Source organism: Mycobacterium sp. NGS24, assembly GCF_059813065.1.
Genome location: NZ_JCALDW010000009.1, coordinates 165,975 through 189,134, shown reverse-complemented (window position 1 = coordinate 189,134; position 23,160 = coordinate 165,975). Strand labels below are relative to the sequence as shown.

Here is a 23,160-nt window from a genome sequence, read left to right as displayed (position 1 = left end):
GAATCATGCTCTCCAATGGGTGCACATCATTATCTTGTCCGGACAATTCGGTGAGCACGGATCTGCTCGGTCTCGCCGGACGCGTCGTCGTGGTCGCCGGCGCTGCCGGTGGCGGCATCGGCACCACTGTGACGCGCGTGGTCGCCGAGGCCGGCGCGACGGTGATCGGCGTCAGTCGCGGCCAGGACAATCTGGACCGGCACCTGGGTCCGCTGGTAGCCGAAGGGTTGCCGGTGGTACCGGTGGCCGCCGACGTGTCCACCGATGACGGCGTGGCGGCCACGATCGAAGCGGCGCGGCAGGCCGACGGAGAACTGCATGGTCTGGTCAACGTGGCCGGTGGTGCGGACCCGTCGACGTGGATGCCTGCGACGCGGGTGACGCGCAGCGACTGGCGGGAATTGTTCACCCGCAATCTGGAGACGATGTTCTTCATGAGCCAGGCCGTGGCCGCGGAGCTCAAGAGCAACCGGCGCGCCGGATCGATCGTGTCCATCTCGTCGATCAGCGGGCTGAACACCGCGCCGTTCCATATCGCCTACGGCACCGCCAAAGCCGCGATCGTCGCAGTGACCCGGACCATGGCCGCCGAACTGGCCTGTGACGACGACGGGGGCGCGGCGATCCGGGTCAATGCGGTCGCGCCCGGGGTCACCGAGACACCGGCGTCGCGCACCTACACCGACGACGATCCCGAACGGGACCGACGTGCCATCGCGATGGGCCGGCGCGGGCGCCCGGCGGAAATCGCCGGTGCGATCCTGTTCCTGCTGTCCGATCTGTCGAGTTACATCACCGGACAGACGTTGCTGGTCGACGGCGGTCTGAACCTCAAGTGGGGACACCTGGGTGCCGACAACACCTCGCTGTTCCTCAAGGACGAGTCGTTCCGCGCTGCGATCAAGCGTTGAGGAGAAGGGGAAGCGATGAATGACGATCTGACCGCACCGGTCACGATCGGGGTCGAGGCCTACATCTCTGCGGACTACGCCCGCGCCGAACGGGACAAGCTGTGGCGCAAGGTCTGGCAGCAGGTCGGGCGCGTCGAAGATCTGCCCAAGGTGGGTAGCTTCCTGACCTACGACATCCTGGACGACTCGATCCTGGTGGTGCGCACCGGACCCGACACCTTCAAGGCCCACCACAACGTGTGTGTGCACCGCGGCCGTCGGCTGGTGGACACCCCCGCCGGCGCGAAAAGTGCTTGCGGCCACAAGAAGTCGTTCGTCTGCGGATTTCACGGATGGACCTATGACCAGGACGGCAACTGCACCCACATCCCCGAACGGGCGGACTGGCAGGGGGCGCTGACCCCGGAGAACACCCATCTGGGCAGGGTCAACGTCGACACCTGGGGCGGCTGGATCTGGATCAACATGGACCCGGCGGCCGAGCCGCTGCGCGACTACCTAGAACCGGCAGCGACCATGCTCGATCCGTTCAATCTGGCCGACATGCGCTGCAAGTGGCGCAAATGGCTGCATTTCCAATGTAATTGGAAGGTCGCGATGGAGGCTTTCAACGAGACCTACCATGTCGCCACCACGCACCCGCAGTTCAACAAGTTCGGCAACTTCCGCGGCTGGGCCGCCGCGCACGGCAGGCACAGCAACATCGGCTACGACGCACCGGCGGATCTCGGTGAGACCAAGTCGAAGATCCGGTTGGGCACCGGGGCGGACCCGCGGGTCTCGACGGCCGAAATGCAGCTCTACACACTGGAAGAGACCAACGCCACCACCACTCAGACACTGGTGAACGCGGCGTTGCGGTTGGTCGACGAGCTGCCCGACGACGCGCCCGCCGACAGAGTGCTCAGTCACTGGCTGACCTCGGCACGCCGCGACGACGCCGACCGCGGCGTGGTCTGGCCGACCATCGATCCCGAACACCTGGCCAACAGCGGCACCGCCTGGCAGATATTCCCCAACTTCCAGATCGGGCAGGGTCTGACCACGGCGTTGTGCTACAGCGCGCGCCCGCACGGCTACAACCCCGACGAGTGCATCTTCGAAGCGTCCTGCTACGAGCTGTATCCGAAAGGCGAAGAGCCGCACACCGAGTGGGTGTATGCGCCGCCGGACGACCCGAATTGGCGCAGCGTCCTGCCGCAGGACTTCTCCAATATGGCCGCGGTGCAGCAAGGAATGAAGTCCCTGGGCTTCCGCGGCCCCAAGCCCAACCCCTACATGGAACGCAGTACCGCCAACCTGCACCGCAACCTCGCCGAGTACCTGGGCCGGGGCGCGCCGCAGGCCCTTGCAACAGAGACGGAGATTCAACGATGAAGGTCAACCTTGGCTTCGGAGCACACAATTCGCACGACTGGGAGCGAGTGCTGGCCGAGGACTTCAGCCAGCCGCCCGCAACCCCGGACTGGGAATGTGTGCAGAGCACACTGGCGATCGCCGATCTGGCCGAGCCGCTCGGGTTCGACGGCATCTGGATGCCCGAGCACTGCGGCACGCCCTATGGCATGACACCCAACCCGATTCAGGCGTTGAGCTATTTCGCCGGTCGCACCGAACGGGTCGCTCTGGGCACCTTTGTGGCGGTGGCGCCGTGGTGGCACCCCATTCGGTTGGCGCACCAGATCGCCTACCTCGACATCATCTCCAACGGCCGGTACACCACGATCGGGATCGGCCGTGGTGTGTCGAAGGGCGAGTTCGACGCCGTCGGGGTGCCCAGGGAGGAGAGCCGCCAGCGGTTCAACGAGACGCTGGACATCCTGGAGCTGGCGTTCTCCGGGGAGCGGTTCTCCTACGACGGAGAGATCTTCAAGGTGCCCGAGATGTCGTTGCGGCCCGAGCCGCGGAGTCGGGACCTGTTCTCCCGCATCTATTCCTCGTCGTCCACCGCGGAGTCGCTGGAGATCCTTTCCCGGCGCGGCATGGTGCCGCTGTTCGTCGGCAACAAACCGATCGAGGATGCCGGCCGGGAAGTGCAGAAGGTCAACACCTTCCGGCAGGAGGAGGGTCTGCCACCGTGTCAGCCGAAGAACGTGATGTTCATGTACTGCACGGCCGATCCCGATGGTGCGGCCAAGTCCGAGGAGTGGATCTACACGGCCAACCGCGACGTCACCGTGCACTACGGGTTCGCCGACGCCTCGAACTTCAAAGGCGTCAAGGGCTATGAGGCTTATGCGGCCCGGGAAGCGACCGCGACCGCGGTGCTGGCGTCCTCGGTGACACACGACTCGAAGGGTGCGCCCAAGACGCCGGGCTATCACGCCTCCAACCTGCTGATCGGGACTCCCGAGGAAATCTTCAACCGGATCAAAGCGGCCCAGGAAGCGTGCTCGTTCTGTGAACTGACGATCGTGCCGCAGTTCGGCACCATGCCCTACGACGAGGCGACGGTCAGCACGGAGCTGTTCGCCAAGGAGGTACTGCCGGCGGTGCAGGAGATGGCGGCACCGTTGCACCCGGCCGCGCTACCGGAGAACGCGCTGGCATGACCGGAGTCTCCGACTGCCCGCCGACGTCGGCGCCCATCGACATCGACCTGGACGGTTTGCGCGAAAAGTACCGCCAGGAACGCGAAAAGCGGCTGCGTCCGGAGGGTTCCAAGCAGTACATCGAACTCGTCGACGACTTCGCCGGATACTACGAGATCGACCCGCACTCGCCGGACCTGGTGCGCGATCCGATCTCGGCGGATATCGACGTGGCCGTGCTCGGCGGCGGCTTCGGCGGGCTGCTGTGCGCTGCGCACCTGAAGAAGGCGGGCGTCGAGGACGTGCGCATCATCGAACTGGGTGGCGACTTCGGCGGAGTGTGGTACTGGAACCGCTACCCCGGGCTGCAATGTGACAACGAATCATATTGCTACATACCGCAATTAGAGGAACTCGACTATATCCCGAGCAAGAAGTTCGCCGACGGTACCGAAATCTACGAGCATTGCCGCCGGATCGGGAAGCACTACGGGCTCTACGACGCCGCGCTGTTCTCCACCCAGGTGCGGGCGCTGCGCTGGGACGAGGAGATCAAGCGCTGGCGGGTCAGCACCAACCGCGACGACGACATCCGGGCGCGGTTCGTGGTCGTCGCGTCGGGTCCCTTCCACCGTCCCAAGCTGCCGGGCATCCCGGGCCTGAAAGACTTTCAGGGACATAGCTTTCACTCATCGCGTTGGGACTACAGCTACACCGGCGGCGACGCCACCGGTGGACTCGACGGATTGAGCGACAAGCGTGTCGCGGTGGTGGGCACCGGCGCCACCGCGATCCAGATCGTGCCGTTTCTGGGCCGCTACGCCAAGCACCTGTACGTGTTCCAGCGCACCCCGTCCTCGGTCGGTGTGCGCAACAACACCCCGACCGATCCGGAATGGGTGAAATCGCTGCAACCCGGATGGCAGAAAGAGCGGCAGCGCAACTTTCACGCCTGGACGTTCGAAGGCATGGCGCCCGGCCAGCCAGATCTGGTGTGCGACTTCTGGACCGAGCTCGGCCGCAACACCGCGGCCAGGGTGATGGCGCTCGAGGATCCCGCAGCGATGACCCCGGAACAGTTCATGGCCATCCGGGAGGAGGAAGATTACAAGGTCATGGAGCGGCTGCGCCGGCGCATCGAAGACATCGTCGACGATCCCGAGACCGCCGAGGCGCTCAAACCGTACTACAACTTCCTGTGCAAGCGGCCGTGCACCAACGACGACTATCTCCCGACGTTCAACCGGCCTAACGTCACGCTGGTCGACGTGTCGTCGTCCAAGGGCGTGGAGCGCGCCACCGCAAACGGGTTGGTGGCCAACGGTGTCGAGTATGAGGTCGACTGCATCATCTACGCCAGCGGGTTCGAGATCACGACCGAGATCAGCCGCCGGTACTCACTGGAGGCGATCGAAGGCCGCGACGGCCTGTCGCTGTTCGACTACTGGCGCGACGGCTATAAGACGCTGCACGGCATGACCAGCCGCGGCTTCCCCAACCAGTTCTTCACCGGATTCACCCAGGTCGGCATTTCGGCGAACATCGCAGCCAATTACGAACTGCAGGGTGAGCACATCGCCTACATCATCGCCGAAGCGCTGGCCCGTGGCGCGACCACGGTCGAGCCCAGCCAACAGGCGCAGGACGACTGGTGCACCACGATCCGCGAGACGGCGATCGACAACAGCGCGTTCGACCAGGCCTGCACGCCAGGCTATTACAACAACGAAGGTGGCGGCACCGAGGGCATCCGGTCGCATCTGGGTGAGCCGTACGGTCCGGGCTTCTATGCTTTCGGTGACCTACTCGCCGAGTGGCGCGCCGGCGGCAAGCTGGACGGGCTGATCCTGGAACCGTGATGGCTGAACTCAGATTCGACGATCGGGTGGCGGTGATCACCGGTGCCGGCCGGGGCCTGGGACGCGCATACGCGCTGATGCTGGCCGCCCGCGGGGCCAGCATCGTGGTCAACGACACCGGCGGCGCGCTGACCGGTGGTGGCGGCGTGGACGCCGGCCCGGCACAGCAGGTTGTCGACGAGATCAACGCGGCCGGCGGTGCGGCCGTCGCCTGCACCGAATCGGTGACCACCGCCGCGGGTGGGCAGGCCATCGTCGGGGCCGCACTCGACCAGTACGGGCGGCTGGACATCCTGATTCACAATGCCGGTACGGTGCGGCGCGGTTCGCTGAAGGAGATGAGCTACGAGGACTTCGACGCCGTCCTCGACGTGCATCTGCGGGGCGCTTTTCACGTGGTGCGTCCCGCCTTCCCGGTGATGTGCGGCGCCGGTTACGGCCGCATCGTGCTGACCTCCTCGATCGGCGGGCTGTACGGTAACCACGGTGTCGCCAACTATGCGGCCGCGAAGGCCGGCGTGATCGGACTGTCCAACGTCGTCGCACTCGAAGGCGCGGCGGAAGGGGTGCTGTGCAACGTCGTCGTCCCGTCAGCGGTGACGAGAATGGCTGACGGCCTTGATATTTCGCAATACCCCCCGATGGGGACCGAGCTGGTGGCACCGGTGGTGGGGTTGCTGGCGCACGAATCCTGCCCGGTGAACGGCGAGATGCTGATCGCGATCGCCGGCCGGATCGCCCGCGCGGTGATCGCCGAAAGCCCGGGCGTGCAACGCTTGTCATGGACCGTCGAGGATGTCGCCGAACAGCTCTACGCCATCCGGAACCTCGCGGCGCCACTGGAATTCCCGGTGGTCCCCGACGGGCACGCCCAGCACATCCGGTACAGCTTCGACTCTGCGGCCTGGGCAATGCGGGAGCGCGCGCACCATGTCTGAGGCTGGTACCGGCCCGCTGGCCGGCGTCCGCGTCGTCGACCTCACCGCGATGGTGATGGGGCCGTACTGCACGCAGATCATGGCCGACATGGGTGCTGACGTGATCAAGATCGAACCCCCGCGGGGTGACGACACCCGCTACGTATCGGTGGGCCCGGCGCCCGGCATGAGCGGCGTCTTCGTCAACGTCAACCGCGGCAAGCGCGGCGTTGCCATCGATGTGAAGTCAGACGCCGGCCAGCGCGCCCTGCGGGCGCTGATCGAACGCGCCGACGTGTTCATCCATTCGATGCGGGCCAAGGCGATCGCCCGCCTCGGGCTGAGCTATGTCGAGGTCGCGGCCGTCAACCCGGCCATCGTGTACACCAACTGCTACGGCTACTCGCGGCGCGGGCCGAATCGCGACCTGCCGGCGTACGACGACACCATCCAGGCCGCGTGCGGGTTGCCGTCGGTGCAACAGCAACTGACCGGCGAGGCCAACTTCGTCGGGACGATCCTGGCCGACAAGGTCGCCGGCCTCACCGCGCTGTACGCGACGACGATGGCGCTCTTCCACCGCGAGCGCACCGGTGAGGGGCAAGAGGTCGAAGTCGGCATGTTCGAGGCGATGGCGTCGTTCATGTTGGTCGAACACGTCAACGGCGCGATGTTCGACCCGCCGTTGAGTCCCGCGGTCTACCCGCGCGCGGTGGCGCCCAACCGACGGCCGTACCGCACCAGCGACGGCCACATCGCCGCCCTGATCTACAACGACAAACACTGGGCCGCATTCGTCGACGCGGTGCGACCGGCCTGGGCCAGCGATCGGTACACGACGTTGGCGGGGCGGGCGAGTCAGATCGACACCGTCTACGGGTTGCTGGCCCAGACGTTCGCCGAGCGCACCACGCAGGAGTGGCTGGATCTGCTGCGCGAACTGGAGATACCCGCATCCCCGCTGTCCAGTCCGGCGGAGTTGCTGGACGATCCGCAACTCGACGCGGTCGGCTTCTTCGAGACCGTCGACACGCCCCACGGACCGGTGCGCTTTCCCGGAGTGCCCACGTGGTTCTCCCGGACGCCGGGTCGCGTCGCCGGTCCTGCCCCGGAGCTGGGCGCGCACACTGAGGCGGTGCTGGCAGAACTGGGCCTGATGCCGGTGGACTCCGAACCCCCCGGTTAGTCGAAGAGCGGACTGTCGGTGGTGTAGGCCCGGTAGAAGTACGTCAGATTGTCCGGGCTGCCGTAATCGACCCGCTTGAAGGCTTTGCTGATCGGGTTGGCGTGGGTGTGGGTGCCGGGGTGGTACACGGTCAGCGAGCCCAGATGCTGCGCGAGCTCGGCCGGTGTGTCCACCCATACGTAGCCGGCGTTGCGCACCATGACCTCGCCGAGGTAGCAGCCGAGCACAAAGATGGGTTCGGCCATCAGGTCGGACCCGGGCCCGCGGAAGCCGTCCAGGATCGCGTCCACGTCGTGCAACGAGGCCGGGCTGAAGTCGAGTTCGACTGCGGACAGCGTCTGGGCTGCCGCGACGGCACGACCGGCGATTTCGGCCGCCGTGGCGGGACTCGGCACCGCCGGCAGCAGTAGCGCGCGACCAGTCCATGCGGGTCCGGCCGCGACCGCGGCGGCGTCGCCCGAGATGACTTCCACCGCAGCGCCTTCCTCGCCCGGACTGGTCTTGCGACGCCGGGTGAACCAGCCCATGTGGATGCCTTCTGCCGTGCCGACCGGGTGCGCGGTTGCGCGTCGTCCAGGGTACGGAAGTTGCTGTGGCCCTTCCACAGAACATCGAGCGGGCTCCGTGACCGTGGCGTGTCCTGCCGGGCTTGCGAGGCCCGCGCCTCTAGGATTTCTTGGATCAACTTCGAGGGGTAGCGACGTATCGGCAGCAAGGACGGCGCCGGACGACCACACGGTCAGGGCGCGCTGAAGACAAGGACTGAGCCGGGCGGGATACCAGCCGCACCGGCCGATTCCGCATTCCGGCGGCGCTGGGTGGCCCCGGTCCGACGCGTCGGCCGGTCGGCGGGATGGGATCGGCAAGAGCGGCACAGCGGTGTTCCGGCGCTGGACGGACTGCGGGCGATAGCGGTGGCGCTGGTCCTGATCGGACATGGTGGCATCCCGGGAGTCAGCGGCGGATTCATCGGCGTCGACATCTTCTTCGTGCTCAGCGGCTTCCTGATCACCTCGCTGTTGCTCGACGAACTCGGCCGTAGCGGCCGGATCGACCTGCGCGGCTTCTGGATTCGGCGTGCGCGCCGACTGCTGCCGGCGTTGCTGTTGATGGTGCTGACCGTCAGCGTGGCCCGGGAACTGCTGCCCTACCAGTCACTCAACGGCCTGCGCGGGGACGCGATCGCCGCGTTCTGCTGGTTGGCCAACTGGCGGTTCGTAGCCCAGAAGACCGATTACTTCACCCAGGGCGCACCACCCTCGCCGCTGCAACACACCTGGTCGCTGGGGGTGGAAGAGCAGTACTACATCGTCTGGCCGGTGCTGCTGATCGCGGTGACGCTGCTGCTGGCCGCCCGCGCCCGGCGCTACTTCGGCAAGACCACGGTGGGGCACGTCCGGTTCAGCGCCTTCGTGATCGCCACCCTGGGCGTGGTCGCCTCCGCCGCGGCCGCCATCGTCTGCACCAGCGACGGCAATCGCGACCGGATCTACTTCGGCACCGACACCCGCGCGCAGGCGTTGCTGATCGGTGCCGCGGCATCGGCACTGCTGGTCCGGGATTGGCCGGCGCTGAACCGCGGCTGGTGTCTGATCCGCAGCCGCTGGGGACGACGGGCCGCCCGGGCGCTGCCACTTGTCGGGTTGGGCACGCTGGCGGCGGTCACGCATTACGCGACGGGAAGCGCCGGTGAGTTCCGCCACGGCCTGCTGATCGTGGTGGCCGTCGCGGCGGTGCTGGTGGTGGCACCGGTGGCGATGGAGCAGCGCGGCGCCGTTGCCCGCGTACTCGCGTGGCGTCCGCTGGTGTGGCTGGGCATGATCTCCTACGGCGTCTACCTGTGGCACTGGCCGATCTTCCTGGTGCTCAACGGTGAACGCACCGGGTGGTCGGGCGGTGGCCTGTTCGCGGCCCGCTGCGCGGTCACGCTGGCGGTGGCGGGCGTGTCGTACTGGGCGATCGAGCAACCCATCCGGCGCTGGCGCCCGGAACGGGTGCCGCTGCTGCCGCTGGCCGCGGCCACCGTTGCCAGTGCCGCCGCGGCGACCATCCTGGTGGTCCCGGTCGGAGCGGGGCTGCGGGAGGTCGGGCTGCCGCCCGGCGTGTCGGCGGTCGCGGCGGTGTCGCCGTCGCCACCGGGCGCCGCTCAGCCCACCGCCGCCCCCGGCCCGCGCGATCCCAATCAGCCGTTCACCGTTTCGGTGTTCGGCGATTCGATCGGCTGGACGATGATGCACTTCCTGCCGCCGACACCCGGTTTCCGGTTCATCGACCACACCGTCATCGGCTGCAGCCTGGTGCGCGGCACGCCGTACCGGTACATCGGTCAGACGCTGGAGCAGCGTTCCGAATGCGATTCGTGGCCCGGTCGTTGGGCGACCCAGATCAGCCAGGATCGGCCGGACGTCGCGCTGCTGGTGATCGGGCGGTGGGAGACGGTCGACCGGGTCAACGAAGGAAAGTGGACGCATATCGGCGACCCGACGTTCGACGCGTACCTCAACTCAGAACTGCACCGGGCGCTCAACATCGTCGGCTCCACCGGTGTTCGGGTGATGGTGGCGACGGTGCCGTACAGCCGGGGCGGGGAGAAGCCGGACGGCCGACTGTATCCCGAAGACCAACCGGACCGGGTCAACCAGTGGAACACCATGTTGCGCAACGCTATCGGTGAGCATCCGCATGTCGGCATCGTCGACCTGAACAAAAAGCTCTGTCCGGACGGCGTTTACACCGCGAAGGTCGACGGCATCAAGGTACGCAGCGACGGTGTGCACCTGACTCCGGAAGGGGTCAAATGGCTGCTGCCCTGGCTGGAGGAGTCGGTCCGCTAGTTCGACCAGCAGCTCAGCTCCATGCTGTCGCTCTCCCTGGCCGGGAAGTTGAAGCTCACGTAACCGTTGCCGGGGTCGCGCACAAAGTCGAGGTAGGGCTGCATATCCGACGCGCTGGCATTGTCGGCGATCACCAGCGCGCCCGACGACAGCGACGGTTGCAGCAGATTGATCACCGGCAGGTAGAGGTCTTTCCAGCCGTCCAGCAGGACGAAATCGACCGGCCCGTCCAGTTCCGTCAGGGTGGCGAGCGCATCGCCTTCCAGGATCGTGATCACGTCCTGCAACCCGACGTCGGCGAACGTCTGCTTCGCCGCGGCGATCTTGGTGTCACTGAGCTCGGTGGTCACAACCCGGCCGGCACCGTTGTCGCGCACCGCGGCAGCCAGATGGATCGCCGAAATGCCGAAGGACATCCCGAATTCCACCACCGTCGCCGGACGGCTCGCCCGCACCAGCGAGTAGAGCAGGCGGCCGGCGTCGGGCGTCACCGGAATGTAGAACTCGCTCATCGCTTCGGTGCGTTCCTGCACCGTCATCGGGCCGTCGAACTGACCGCGCCGGTCGCGCAGTTGCGACATCTGCGCGCCGGCAGCGGCATACATCCGGTCGAGCACCGAGGCGACCCGGGGATCTTGCAAAGTATTGGCCATACACCCGACTGTATGCCCCCGGAATCAGCCCGCCGGCGGTCCTGAGCGTCAGGCCACGACGTCGATCGGGTCGCCGATGCTGACCATGTTGAAGTACCAGGCGGCGTTGTCCGGGCTCAGGTTGATGCAGCCGTGGCTGACGTTGGCGTAGCCCTGCGAACCCACCGACCACGGCGCGGAGTGCACGTACACGCCGCTGCCGGTGACGCGCACCGCGTACGAGGCGGTGATCAGGTACCCGTCCGAGGAGTTGAGCGGGATGCCGATGGTGCGGGAGTCCATCACAACGGTGCGTTCCTTGGACATCGCGTTGAAGTTGCCGATCGGGGTCGGACGACTGGGCTTGCCCATCGACGCCGGCATGGTGCGCAGCACCTCGCCGTTGCGGCTGACGGTGAAGGTGTGCGCGGAGATGCTGGCCACGCCGCGCAGCTCGTCACCGGTGTCAAAGCCTTCGTTGAGGGCCTGGACGCCGACGGAGACGTGGGTGTGGCCCGGCCAGTACCGGTCCGGCACCCATTGCACGACATTGCCGTCGAGCCACTGGAAGTGACCGGTCATATTGCTCGGAGAACTGACGCGGATGGACCGTTCGGCGGCGCGGTGATCCCGCACCGGCGCAGTGAAGGTCACCACCACCGGCGTGGCGATGCCCACCACGGCTCCCCCGGCGGGGAATATCGAGGCCACCCCGGGCAGCGGGTGGGGGACCGGGACGGCGCCGGTCGCGGGACTGCCCGATCCGGCCGCGGCCATCGTGGTGATCGCGACCAGGACGAAAAGATAACGAACCGCTCGACGCATGGTCTCGACCCTTCGGGATGGTGCGGTGGACACAACCACACAGTCTAGTGGCTATCCCCCGGAAGGGGTCATAGCAAACATGGCCAGCGTAGCCGGGGCTCGGCTTTCCGGTGTCGTCAGATCTTGCTGCTGCGGTTGAGGGCGGCCAGGTGCCCGCTTTCCACTCCGGCGCCGGGATCGAGCACGCAGTCGATCAGGGCGGGACCGTACGACGCCAGTGCCTCGGTCAGCGCGGTCTCCAGCTCAGCCGGCGTCCGCACGTGGTATCCCTTGCCGCCGAACGCTTCTGCGAGCAGGTCGTGCCGTGCGTCGATGTTCAGCACGGTGGGCGCCGGGTCGGATGCGGCCGCAGTGATCTCGTCGCCGCGGTACACACCGCCGTTGTTGAGGACGACGACGGTGACGGGAAGCCGGTAACGACAGACGGTTTCGATCTCCATGCCGCTGAACCCGAACGCACTGTCACCCTCGATGGCGACGACGGGGCGCCCGGTCTCCACGGCCGCCGCGATGGAGTAGCCCATCCCGATGCCCATCACACCCCACGTTCCGGTGTCCAGCCGGTGCCGCGGCAACTCCATGTCGATGACGTTGCGGGTCAGGTCCAGCGCGTTGGCGCCTTCGTTGACCACGTAGGTGTCCGGGTTACGTTGCAGGACAGTGCGAATGGCACCGAGCGCATTGTAAAACCGCATCGGGTACGGATTTTCGCTGAGCTGCTGGCGCATCTTGGCGTCGTTACGGGCTTTGCGTTCGCCGAGCTCATCCGGCCACGCCGCCGCAACCTCCACCGGGTGGGTGGCCAGCCCGTCCAGCAACGCCGACATCACCGAACCGATGTCCCCGGTCAGCGGCGCGGTGATGGGCTGGTTGCTGTCGAACTCGCTGGGCGCGATGTCGATCTGGATGAATTCGGCGTCCGGGGACCATTGTGGTGATTCCCCGTGTCCGAGTAGCCAATTCAGTCGCGCGCCGACCAGCAGCACGACGTCGGCGCGCTTGATCGCCAGCGAACGCGCGGCGGCGACCGACTGCGGGTGTACGTCCGGCAGCAAGCCTTTGGCCATCGACATCGGCAGGTAGGGGATCCCGGTGGTCTCGATGAATTCCCGAATCACGTTGTCGGCCTGCGCGTATGCGGCGCCCTTGCCGAGAACGATCAACGGTCGCCGTGCCCGGGCCAGTACGGTCAACGCCCGGTCCACCGCGTCGGGTGCCGGCAGTTGCCGCGGGTCCGGGTCGACGATGCGCCAGATCGAGTTGGCGGCGTCGGCAGCCGGCATCGTCTGCGCCAGCACCTCGCCCGGAATGTCCAGATAGACCCCGCCGGGCCGCCCGGAGATCGCGGTCCGGACCGCCCGCGCGACACCGCGCCCGATGTCTTCGACCCGGCCGATCCGGTAGGCCGCCTTGGCGAAGGGCCGCGCCGCGTTGAGCTGGTCGATGTCCTGATAGTCACCGCGTTGCAGGTCCACCACCGCGCGGTCGCTGGACCCGGAGATCTGGATCATCGGGAAGCAGTTGGTGGTGGCGTTCGCCAGCGCGGGTAGGCCGTTGAGAAAGCCGGGCCCCGAGGTCGTCAGGCACACCCCGGGCCGGCGGTTCAGGAAACCCGCCGCGGCGGCGGCGTTGCCGGCCGAGGCCTCGTGCCGGAAGCCGATGTAGCGGATCCCGGCGGCCTGCGCGGTGCGGGCCAGATCGGTGATCGGAATCCCGACCAGGCCGTAGACGGTGCTGATGTCGTTGGCTTGCAGCGCGTCCACCACCAGGTGGAAGCCGTTGGTCAGCGCGGCGGTCATGGGTCGCCCCTCCTCAGGTGGTGATCCGGCGTCACTGCTCATCATTCACGCTGCCCGTCATTGGACAGCGAGCCTTGCGCCCCGGCAGGGTGCACTGTAGAAGCCGCACCGGCCCCGAAGGAGCGTGGCATGACAGCCGATGAGACCACTGAACGGCGTCCGGGCATTCTCGAGTTGATCGAGGTGGCCGCGAACCGCGCGCCGGAAGCGACGTCGCTGGTCATCACCGCTGATCGCGTCCCGGTCAGCTATGGCCGGCTGATGGACCTGGTCGACGATCTCGCGGCCCAGCTGACGCAGGCCGGCCTGGTGGCTGGGGACCGGGTCGGGTTGCGCACCGGGAGCAGCGCCGAATTCGTGGTCGGTCTGCTGGGCGGGCTGCGGGCGGGCCTGATCGTGGTGCCGCTGGATCCGGCGCTGCCGCTCGCCGACCAGCGCGCCCGCAGCGCGGCGGCCGGTGTGCGGGTGGTGCTCATCGACGGCGGTCCCACCGAGCCGCCGGTGCCGTGGTGGCCGATCGCAGTTGCCGTCACCGGCGGTACGTGTACAGCCCGAGTGGATACGCCCACGGCACCCGATGCGGCCGCCGTTTCCCCTGCGGGGTTGCACGACGACGACGCGATGATCATGTTCACCGGCGGCACCACCGGCCTGCCCAAGATGGTCCCGTGGACCCACGCCAACATCGCCACCTCGGTCCGGTCCATTGTCGGCGGATACCGGCTGGGCGCACAGGATGCGACGGTCGCGGTGATGCCGCTGTACCACGGCCACGGGCTGGTCGCGGCGCTGCTGTCCACGCTGGCATCCGGTGGCGCCGTGCTGTTGCCGGCCCGCGGGAAGTTCTCGGCGCACACCTTCTGGGACGACATCGACGCCGTCGGAGCCACCTGGTATACGGCCGTGCCGACCATCCATCAGATCCTGTTGGAGCGTGCTGCCGGCGAGAGCGGCGAAACTAGAAGGGCCAGTCTGCGTTTCATCCGCAGCTGTAGCGCACCGTTGACCGCGGAGGTGGCCGCGGCGCTGCACGCGGAGTTCTCGGCGCCGGTGTTGTGCGCGTTCGGCATGACCGAGGCCACCCATCAGGTGGCGACGACGTCCGCCGACCAGGAGGTTGATCCCGCGGCGTCGGCCGGCCTGGTCGGCCGCTCCACCGGACCCGAGATCCGGATCGTCGACTCCGACGGCAAGACCGTCGCGCCCGGTGACGTCGGTGAAGTGTGGCTGCGCGGCGCCACCGTGGTGCGCGGTTACCTCGGCGACCCGAAGATCACCGCTGCGAACTTCACCGACGGCTGGCTGCGTACCGGCGACCTGGGGACGCTGTCGGATTCCGGTGACCTGACCATCCGCGGCCGCATCAAGGAGCTGATCAACCGCGGCGGCGAGAAGATCTCACCCGAGCGGGTCGAGGGGGTGCTGGCCGCCCATCCCCAGGTTCTGGAATGCGCGGTGTTCGGTGTGCCGCACCCGATGTACGGCGAGGCCGTCGCGGCAGTGATCGTGCCCCGGGGGCCAGCCGCCACCGCCGAAGAGCTCGCACAGTTCTGCCGGGACCGGTTGGCGCCGTACGAGATTCCGGCCAGCTTCGCCGTAGCCGAAGACTTGCCGCACACCGCCAAGGGCTCGCTGGATCGGCGCGCGGTGTCGCAGCGGTTCAGTCCGCAGCGCTAGGCACTGGCCCGCACCCGGGCCGCGGCGGATTCAGGCATCGGCTCGTAGCGGGCGAAGCTGCGGGTGAACGACGCCGCCCCGTGCGCCAGGGAACGCAGGTCGATGGCGTAGCGGGTCAGTTCCACCTGCGGCACCTCGGCATGGACCACGGTGCGCTCGTGGCCCGCGGTGTCGGTGCCCAGCACCCGGCCGCGGCGGCTGGACAGGTCGCCCATCACCGCACCCACGAAGTCGTCCGGCACCAGCACCGAGATCTGGTCGATCGGCTCGAGCAGCACCACCTTCGTCGCGGCCGCCGCCTCGCGCAGCGCCAGGGCACCTGCCATCTGAAAAGCGAAGTCCGACGAGTCCACGCTGTGTGCCTTGCCGTCGAACAAGGTGACCCGCAGATCGACCACCGGATAGCCGGCGTGCACGCCCTTGTCCATCTGGGCGCGCACGCCCTTCTCCACGCTGGGAATGTAGTTGCGCGGCACCGCCCCGCCAACCACTTTGTCCACGAACTCGAATCCCGAGCCCTCGGGCAGCGGCTCCACCTCGATGTCGCACACCGCGAACTGGCCGTGGCCGCCGGACTGCTTGACGTGCCGACCATGCCCTTTTGCCTTGCCGCCCAACGTTTCCCGCAGCGGCACCCGCAACTCGACGGTGTCCACCGTCACCCCGTAGCGGTTGGCCAGGGCATCGAGCACCACACCGACGTGCGCCTCGCCCATGCACCACAGCACCATTTGATGGGTCTCCGGGTTCTGCTCGATGCGCAGCGTGGGGTCCTCGGCGGCCAACCGGGCCAGCCCGACCGACAGCTTGTCCTCGTCGGTCTTGGCGTGTGCCTGAATAGCGATGGGCAGCAACGGTTCCGGCATCGTCCACGGTCTGAGTACCAGCGGCTCGGATTTGTCCGACAAAGTGTCGCCGGTTTCGGCGCGGCTGAGTTTGCCGATCGCGCAGATGTCTCCGGCCACCACGGACGGAGCGGGCCGTTGCTGCTTTCCGAGGGGAAACGACAACACCCCGATGCGCTCGTCCTCGTCGTGGTCGGGGTGCAGCGCCCCGTGCCCCTGGACGGTCCGGTCCTGGCCGAAGAACGACGAGAAGTGGCCCGACACATGGACGGTCGCATCCGGCTTGATCGTCCCGGAGAACACCCGGACCAGGCTGACCCGGCCGACATAGGGGTCCGAGGTGGTCTTCACCACCTCGGCGAGCAGTGGTGCGTCGACATCGCAGGCCAGGTCCTCGTGCGCGGCGCCCTGCGGGGTGAACACCTCCGGCAACGGATGCTCGCGGGGAGAGGGAAAGCCGCGGGTGGCCACCTCGAGCAGTTCCAGGGTGCCGACGCCGGTGCTGCTGCACACCGGAATGACCGGGAAGAACGAGCCACGGGCGACGGCCTTTTCCAGATCCTCGATCAGCACCGACTCGTCGATCGTCTCGCCGCCGAGGTAGCGGTCCATCAACGACTCGTCCTCGGATTCCTCGATGATCCCTTCGATCAAGCTGCCGCGGGCCTCCTCGATCCGGTCGGTGTCGGCGGGTGATTCGGTGCGCGTGCCGCCGGCGTAGGTGTACTCGGTTTGCGACAGCAGTCCGATCAGCCCGGCGTCGGTGGGCAGGTACAGCGGTAACACCTTGTCGCCGAACGCTTCTTGGGCCGCCGCCAACGCTTCTGCGTAGTTGGCGCGGGCGTGGTCGAGTTTGGTCACCACCACGGCCCGGGGCATGTCGACCTGGCTGCATTCCTGCCAGAGCGACTTGGTCGGTTCGTCGACACCCTCGTTGGCGGCGATCACGAACAGCGCGCAGTCCGCCGCGCGCAGACCGGCCCGCAACTCCCCGACGAAGTCGGCGTACCCGGGTGTGTCGATCAGGTTGACCTTGACGCCCTGGTAGGCGAGCGACGCCACCGCGACGCCTACTGAGCGTTGCTGCCGGATCTCGGCCTCGTCGAAGTCGCACACGGTGTTGCCGTCGGTCACCGAACCCGGCCGCGACAACACCCCGGCGGGCACCAGCAGCGCCTCCACCAGGGTAGTCTTGCCGCCCCCGGACGGCCCGACCAGCGCCACATTGCGAATGCCGTCCGGACCGGTCGCGGTGGGGGCGGTAGCCGCGCCCTGGGCAGCACTGACTCTGTCGGCCATGACATTCCTCCAGTTCTCCCGGAATTCCGGGTGATCCAGCTCACAGGACGCAGTGCCAACTTTTCTCCGCGGCGACGTCCAGCACAAGGGTCGGGCGCGGCAGTGCGCCGCTGGGCGGGCGGGGACGGCGGGGACGGCGGGGTCAGGCGTGCCAGCTCGACCAACGGCACACGGTCACCGCGATCACCGGGCCATCCAGCGAAACGGACTGGTACTGCGGATATTTGGCCCGCAGCAGTCGAAATCCGGTGTCCAGTGACTCGCCGTCGCGGGCAATGGCCGCGGTGCCGTCGGCGCGCACCCACCACAGCCGGGTCCAGTCGTCGTCGTAGTGGTCGACGAGCAGACTGACGGCCGGGTTGGTCTCGATATTGGTCAACCGTCGCAAGCGCCGGGTGGTTTTCGGCTTCGCGTCCACCGCGGTATAGACAACACCGGAATGCAGCGCGAAGACCACCGGCACCAGGTGGGGAACACCCTGCGCGCTCACCGTCGCCAGCCGCGCGACCGGGGAACGCGCAAACCACGCCACGGGGTCGAATTCCACCGGCTCAGCTTAGGAGGTGACGAGAGTCACCTTCTGGTTTGGCAATTGCGCTTTGAGCGGAAATTAGGGTCGCAGTTCCCCGATTCCTTGCCTGACCACCGTATTAAATGGGTATCTGGAATACGGTGGTGCCAGACAAGGCCGCCGCCCGGACCCTTGGGCTGGGACAATTCGGCTGTTTTCCGACGCAGGAGGTTCTTCACCGATGAGCAAATTGCGCCACCGTTCGCTGGGGTGGATGGTCGCCGTATTGGTCCTGCTCGGATTGGGCCTGGCGATCCCGCCCGGACCCGCGCAGGCCGCGCCGTTCAAACACTTTCCCGCCAAACCGCTCGACCCCGCGGCCACCGTCGCCCAGGTGAGTCCGCAAGTGGTCAACATCAACACGAAATTGGGTTACAACAACGCGGTGGGTGCCGGGACGGGGATCGTCATCGACTCCAACGGCGTGGTGTTGACCAACAATCACGTGATCTCGGGCGCCACCGACATCAGCGCATTCAGCGTCGGCGACGGGCGCACCTACGGCGTCGACGTGATCGGCTATGACCGCACCCAGGACATCGCGGTGCTGCAGCTGCGTGGCGCCGGCGGCATCCCGACCGCAGCAATCGGCGGACCGGTGAGCGTCGGCGAACCGGTGGTGGCGCTGGGCAACACCGGCGGACAGGGTGGCGCGCCGCGCGCGGTGACCGGCAAAGTGATCGCGGTCGGCCAAACCGTCCAGGCCTCGGACGCGCTGACCGGCGCGGCCGAAACGCTGAACGGACTGATCCAGTTCGACGGCGCGATCGCCCCCGGTGACTCCGGCGGACCCGTGGTCAACAGTGCCGGGCAGGTGGTCGGCGTCAACACGGCCGCCTCGGAGAACTTCCAGTTGCAGGGCGGGCAGGGCTTTGCCATCCCGATCGGGACCGCAATGGGCATTGCGAACCAGATCCGCAGCGGCGGTGGCTCACCCACCGTGCACGTGGGGCCGACGGCCTTCCTGGGCCTGGGCGTCGTCGACAACGGCGGCAACGGCGCGCGGGTGCAACGGGTGGTTGGCTCCGCCCCGGCAGCCTCGGTCGGGATCGCCAACGGTGACGTGATCACCGCCATCGACGGGGTGCCGATCAACTCGGCCACTGCCCTGTCCGATGCGCTCACGCCGCGCCACCCGGGGGATGTCATCTCGATCAGCTTCACGTCCAAGTCCGGAGTCGCACGCACCGAGAACGTGACACTGGCAGAAGGGCCACCCGCGTAGGCGGACAGGTCCTCTCGGGTTGCAACACGCGAATTCTTTTGGTATTGAACGGGATTCGCTGTCACCTGGGCCACATGTTTTCTTAACGACGGGCGTCGGGTACACGTGGCATCGTGGAATTGATGAACGACGAGAGAGATGCCGTCCGGCACGATCCCGCGCACGATCCCGCGGAGGGCAGTCACGTCGAGGGGGGTGTGGTCGAGCACCCGACCGCCCAGGACTTCGGGAACGCCGTTGCGCTGCCCGAAGACCCCACCTGGTTCAAGCACGCGGTGTTCTACGAGGTGCTGGTCCGGGCTTTCTTCGATTCCAACGCCGACGGATCCGGTGACCTGCGCGGCCTGATCGACCGCCTGGACTATCTGCAGTGGCTCGGTGTCGACTGCCTGTGGCTGCCGCCGTTCTACGACTCACCGCTGCGCGACGGCGGTTACGACATCCGCGATTTCTACAAGGTGCTGCCCGAGTTCGGCACCGTCGAGGACTTCGTCGCCCTGATCGACGAAGCGCACAAGCGGGGCATCCGGGTGATCACCGACCTGGTGATGAACCACACATCGGATTCGCATCCGTGGTTCCAGGAGTCCCGGCGCGATCCCGACGGACCGTACGGCGACTTCTACATGTGGAGCGACACCAGCGAAAAGTACACCGACGCCCGCATCATCTTCGTCGACACCGAGGAGTCGAACTGGACGTTCGACCCGGTGCGCCGCCAGTTCTACTGGCACCGGTTCTTCTCCCACCAGCCGGACCTGAATTACGACAGTCCGGCCGTGCAGGAAGCGATGATCGACGTGTTGCGCTTCTGGCTCGGTCTGGGCATCGACGGGTTCCGGCTGGACGCGGTGCCCTACCTGTTTGCCCGCGAAGGCACCAACTGCGAAAACCTGCCGGAGACCCACGCCTTCCTCAAGCGGTGCCGCAAGGTGGTCGACGACGAATACCCGGGCCGGGTGCTGCTGGCCGAGGCCAACCAGTGGCCGGCCGACGTGGTCGAGTATTTCGGCGACCCCAGCACCGGCGGCGACGAGTGCCACATGGCGTTCCACTTCCCGCTGATGCCGCGCATCTTCATGGCGGTGCGCCGCGAGTCCCGCTTCCCGATCTCGGAGATCCTGGCCCAGACACCGGCCATCCCGGACATGGCGCAGTGGGGCATCTTCCTGCGCAATCACGACGAGCTGACGCTGGAGATGGTCAGCGACGAAGAGCGTGACTACATGTATGCGGAGTACGCCAAGGATCCGCGGATGAAAGCCAACGTCGGCATCCGCCGCAGGCTGGCTCCGCTGCTGGAGAACGACTTCAACCAGATGAGGTTGTTCAACGCGCTGCTGCTGTCGCTGCCCGGATCGCCGGTGCTCTACTACGGCGACGAGATCGGCATGGGCGACGTGATCTGGCTTGGTGACCGCGACGGGGTGCGCACCCCGATGCAGTGGACGCCGGACCGCAACGCGGGTTTCTCCACCGCCAACCCGGGCCGGCTCTACCTGCCGACCAGCCAAGATTCCGTGTACGGGTACCAGGCGGTCAACGTCGAGGCGCAGCGCGACACCTCGACATCGCTGCTGAACTGGACCCGCACCATGCTGGCGGTGCGCCGCCGCCACGACGCGTTCGCCATCGGGTCATTTCACGAACTCGGCGGATCCAACCCCTCAGTGCTGGCCTACGTGCGCGAAGTGCCCCGCGAGGACCGGGACAACGACGTCGTCCTGTGCGTGAACAACCTGTCGCGGTTCCCGCAGCCGATCGAACTGAACCTGCAGCAGTGGAACAACTACACACCCGTCGAGCTGACCGGCCAGGTGGAATTCCCGCGGATCGGGCACCTGCCGTACCTGCTGACGCTTCCGGGCCACGGGTTCTACTGGTTCTCGCTGTCGCTGATTGAGGAGGACCATGACTCGCACCGGTGATGCAGCCCAGCTGCCGTGGTCGGAATGGCTGCCGCAGCAACGCTGGTACGCGGGCCGCAACCGGCAACTGTCGAGCGCCCGGCCCGGGGTCGTCGTGCCGCTGCGGGACGACCTGGAATTGGTGCTGCTCGACGTGGCATATACGGACGGCTGCACCGAGCGCTACCAGGTGATCGTCGGCTGGGACGCCGAACCCGTCTCGGAGTTCAGCGACCAGGCCACCATCGGGGAGGTCGGTACGCACACCGGTTTCGATGCGCTCTATGACGGCGCCTCGCCCCGCTTCCTGCTCTCGTTGATCGACGCCTCGGAGGTCCGCGGCTCCGCGGCCGCCCAGGTGAGGTTCATCGGGGAACCGGATGTCCAGCTGCCGCTGGACGCCTACCCCAGAGTGTCCGATGCCGAGCAGAGCAACACCAGCGTGATCTTCGACCGTGCCCCAGCCGCCATCTTCAAGGTGTTCCGGCGGGTCAGCCCCGGCATCAACCCCGACGTCGAGCTGAACCGAGTGCTCGGTCGCGCCGGGAACCCGCACGTGGCTCGGCTGCTCGGCAGCTACGAAATCGGCGCTCAGGACGCGTCCGCGGACGCGACGTCCCCGTTGGGCATGGTGACCGCCTTCGCCGGCAACGCGGCCGAAGGCTGGGCCATGGCCACCGCCAGCGTGCGGGATTTATTCGCCGAAGGCGACCTGTACGCCCACGAAGTCGGCGGCGATTTCGCCGGCGAGTCCTACCGGTTGGGGGAAGCGGTGGCGTCTGTGCACGCCACGCTGGCGGAGGCCCTGGGCACGTCGCAGGCGCCGTTCCCGCTGCAGCACATGCTGTCGCGGCTGTCGTTGTCGGTCGCCGCGGTGCCGGAACTGGCGCAATACGCCTCGACGATCCAGGAGCGGCTCGGCAAGCTCGCCGACGAGCAGATCACCGTGCAGCGGGTGCACGGCGATCTGCACCTGGGCCAGGTACTGCGCACCCCGGAGAGGTGGTTGCTGATCGACTTCGAAGGCGAGCCGGGCCAACCGGTGGCCGAGCGGCGGGCACCGGATTCGCCGATGCGGGATGTGGCGGGTGTACTGCGGTCGTTCGAATACGCCGCCTACGGTCCGCTGGTGGATCAGGGTGGCGACAAGCAGCTGGCCGCGCGGGCCCGGGAGTGGGTCGGACGCAACCGCACCGCCTTCTGCGACGGCTACGCCGCCGCGTCGGGGACCGACCCGCGCGACTCGGCGCTGCTGCTGGCTGCCTACGAACTCGACAAAGCGGTGTACGAGACGGGGTACGAGTCGCGGCACCGTCCCACCTGGCTGCCGATTCCGCTGCGCTCGATCGCGCGCCTGACCACCGCCTGAGATGCGGCGTTAGGCCCGATCGCGGCCGCTCTGGAAGCATGGGGCGGGTGCAGAAAGAAATGTATGACAGCGAGGCCAGGTTGGCCTGGCTGCTGGCCGCGCTGGCCGGGGTGCTGGGCGCCACCGCGTTCAGCCACTCCGAGGGCTACTTCGTCACCTTCATGACCGGCAACGCGCAGCGGGCGGTGCTGGGGGTCTTCCGCGACGACGTCTGGCTGTCCATCACCGCCGGGACGCTGTTGCTGTGCTTTCTCACCGGCGTCCTGGTGTCCTCGATCTGCCGGCGGCGGTACTGGGCGGCCCACCCGCACGGCCCGACCGTGCTGACGACGTTCGCGCTGCTTTTCGCGACCGGTCTGGACATCGTCCTGGGCGGCTGGGAGGAAACCATGCTCGACTTCGTGCCGATCATGTGTGTGGTGTTCGGGGTCGGCGCGCTGAACACCTCGTTCGTCAAGGACGGTGAAGTGTCGGTGCCGTTGAGCTATGTGACCGGGACATTGGTCAAGATGGGCCAGGGCATCGAACGGCACATGGCCGGCGGACAGATCGAGGACTGGTTCGGATACTTCATGATGCTGGCTACTTTTATGGCGGGCGCCGCGATCGGCGGCGCGATCAGCCTGGTGGTCAGCGGGACGCAGATGCTGGCCGTCGCCGCATTCGTCTGCGCGGTGACGACCTGTTACACCTACCTGCACGCTGATCGGCGTGGCCTGCTGGACAACAAGGCGTGAGAAAGAAACATCGGCAGCAGCGCTGGCCGTAGCGCT

At 67.2% G+C, this 23,160-nt stretch carries 18 protein-coding genes; 12 read left to right on the top strand and 6 right to left on the bottom strand.

The genetic code is table 11. From position 1 onward, the window contains the following. Positions 1-5: 5 nt before the first annotated feature. Genes AC5Y6Y_RS14595 through AC5Y6Y_RS14570 form a run of 6 tightly spaced genes read left to right on the top strand, consistent with a single transcriptional unit; the run spans position 6 to position 7,404 of the window. Positions 6-911 carry an SDR family NAD(P)-dependent oxidoreductase gene (locus AC5Y6Y_RS14595; RefSeq protein ID WP_499930110.1) on the top strand — a complete coding sequence of 302 codons (906 nt, stop codon included), beginning with the start codon at positions 6-8 and terminating at the stop codon, positions 909-911. A gap of 15 nt (positions 912-926) precedes the next feature. After that, entirely contained in the window at positions 927-2,288 is a 1,362-nt protein-coding gene (locus AC5Y6Y_RS14590) for an aromatic ring-hydroxylating oxygenase subunit alpha (protein ID WP_463827871.1), read from the top strand. Further along, complete coding sequence (locus AC5Y6Y_RS14585; protein ID WP_473138835.1) at positions 2,285-3,463, top strand: LLM class flavin-dependent oxidoreductase; 1,179 nt, start codon at positions 2,285-2,287, stop codon at positions 3,461-3,463. The genes AC5Y6Y_RS14590 and AC5Y6Y_RS14585 overlap by 4 nt, the downstream gene beginning before the upstream one ends. Continuing rightward, the gene (locus AC5Y6Y_RS14580; RefSeq protein WP_473138836.1) at positions 3,460-5,301 is read left to right on the top strand and encodes a flavin-containing monooxygenase; all 1,842 of its coding nucleotides are present in this window, start codon (positions 3,460-3,462) and stop codon (positions 5,299-5,301) included. The genes AC5Y6Y_RS14585 and AC5Y6Y_RS14580 overlap by 4 nt, the downstream gene beginning before the upstream one ends. Next, on the top strand, positions 5,301-6,239 hold the full coding sequence (locus tag AC5Y6Y_RS14575) for an SDR family NAD(P)-dependent oxidoreductase (protein ID WP_473138837.1): 939 nt from the start codon (positions 5,301-5,303) through the stop codon (positions 6,237-6,239). Before AC5Y6Y_RS14580 ends, AC5Y6Y_RS14575 begins: the two co-directional genes overlap by 1 nt. Next, positions 6,232-7,404, top strand: a complete 1,173-nt coding sequence (locus AC5Y6Y_RS14570) for a CaiB/BaiF CoA transferase family protein (protein WP_473138838.1) — start codon at positions 6,232-6,234, stop codon at positions 7,402-7,404. Before AC5Y6Y_RS14575 ends, AC5Y6Y_RS14570 begins: the two co-directional genes overlap by 8 nt. Here AC5Y6Y_RS14570 and AC5Y6Y_RS14565 read toward each other — a convergent pair. Beyond that, positions 7,401-7,931: a hypothetical protein gene (locus AC5Y6Y_RS14565; RefSeq protein ID WP_473138839.1), complete on the bottom strand. Its 531-nt coding sequence runs from the start codon at positions 7,929-7,931 to the stop codon at positions 7,401-7,403. The genes AC5Y6Y_RS14570 and AC5Y6Y_RS14565 overlap by 4 nt on opposite strands. Before the next feature lie 249 nt (positions 7,932-8,180). Between AC5Y6Y_RS14565 and AC5Y6Y_RS14560 the strand changes: the two genes are divergently transcribed. Continuing rightward, a complete protein-coding gene (locus AC5Y6Y_RS14560; RefSeq protein ID WP_463828020.1) occupies positions 8,181-10,238 on the top strand; it encodes an acyltransferase family protein in 2,058 nt (685 codons plus the stop codon). Here AC5Y6Y_RS14560 and AC5Y6Y_RS14555 read toward each other — a convergent pair. From AC5Y6Y_RS14555 to oxc, 3 genes are all read right to left on the bottom strand, one after another. Beyond that, on the bottom strand, positions 10,235-10,891 hold the full coding sequence (locus tag AC5Y6Y_RS14555; protein WP_473138840.1) for an O-methyltransferase: 657 nt from the start codon (positions 10,889-10,891) through the stop codon (positions 10,235-10,237). The genes AC5Y6Y_RS14560 and AC5Y6Y_RS14555 overlap by 4 nt on opposite strands. 48 nt (positions 10,892-10,939) lie before the next feature. Next, a complete protein-coding gene (locus AC5Y6Y_RS14550) occupies positions 10,940-11,695 on the bottom strand; it encodes a L,D-transpeptidase (protein WP_463827878.1) in 756 nt (251 codons plus the stop codon). Positions 11,696-11,811: 116 nt separating this feature from the next. Further along, positions 11,812-13,494: an oxalyl-CoA decarboxylase gene (gene oxc / locus AC5Y6Y_RS14545; protein ID WP_473138841.1), complete on the bottom strand. Its 1,683-nt coding sequence runs from the start codon at positions 13,492-13,494 to the stop codon at positions 11,812-11,814. 129 nt (positions 13,495-13,623) lie between these two features. Here oxc and AC5Y6Y_RS14540 point away from each other — a divergent pair, with 129 nt between their 5' ends. Continuing rightward, positions 13,624-15,171 (top strand): FadD7 family fatty acid--CoA ligase, encoded by a 1,548-nt coding sequence (locus tag AC5Y6Y_RS14540; RefSeq protein WP_473138842.1) that lies wholly within the window; start codon positions 13,624-13,626, stop codon positions 15,169-15,171. Here the strand turns inward: AC5Y6Y_RS14540 and AC5Y6Y_RS14535 are convergent. Together AC5Y6Y_RS14535 and AC5Y6Y_RS14530 are read right to left on the bottom strand one after the other, a co-directional pair. Next, entirely contained in the window at positions 15,168-17,315 is a 2,148-nt protein-coding gene (locus AC5Y6Y_RS14535) for an elongation factor G-like protein EF-G2 (protein WP_473138843.1), read from the bottom strand. The genes AC5Y6Y_RS14540 and AC5Y6Y_RS14535 overlap by 4 nt on opposite strands. Before the next feature lie 142 nt (positions 17,316-17,457). Then, positions 17,458-17,862: a TIGR03668 family PPOX class F420-dependent oxidoreductase gene (locus AC5Y6Y_RS14530; protein WP_463827882.1), complete on the bottom strand. Its 405-nt coding sequence runs from the start codon at positions 17,860-17,862 to the stop codon at positions 17,458-17,460. A 205-nt stretch (positions 17,863-18,067) separates the two neighbouring features. Between AC5Y6Y_RS14530 and AC5Y6Y_RS14525 the strand changes: the two genes are divergently transcribed. From AC5Y6Y_RS14525 to AC5Y6Y_RS14510, 4 genes are all read left to right on the top strand, one after another. Further along, a complete protein-coding gene (locus tag AC5Y6Y_RS14525) occupies positions 18,068-19,111 on the top strand; it encodes a S1C family serine protease (RefSeq protein ID WP_463827883.1) in 1,044 nt (347 codons plus the stop codon). Positions 19,112-19,233: 122 nt separating this feature from the next. Beyond that, entirely contained in the window at positions 19,234-21,039 is a 1,806-nt protein-coding gene (gene treS / locus AC5Y6Y_RS14520) for a maltose alpha-D-glucosyltransferase (protein ID WP_463827884.1), read from the top strand. Then, complete coding sequence (locus tag AC5Y6Y_RS14515; RefSeq protein WP_473138844.1) at positions 21,023-22,387, top strand: maltokinase N-terminal cap-like domain-containing protein; 1,365 nt, start codon at positions 21,023-21,025, stop codon at positions 22,385-22,387. Before treS ends, AC5Y6Y_RS14515 begins: the two co-directional genes overlap by 17 nt. Positions 22,388-22,434: 47 nt before the next feature. After that, on the top strand, positions 22,435-23,124 hold the full coding sequence (locus AC5Y6Y_RS14510; RefSeq protein WP_463827886.1) for a YoaK family protein: 690 nt from the start codon (positions 22,435-22,437) through the stop codon (positions 23,122-23,124). The last annotated feature ends 36 nt before the right edge of the window (positions 23,125-23,160 follow it).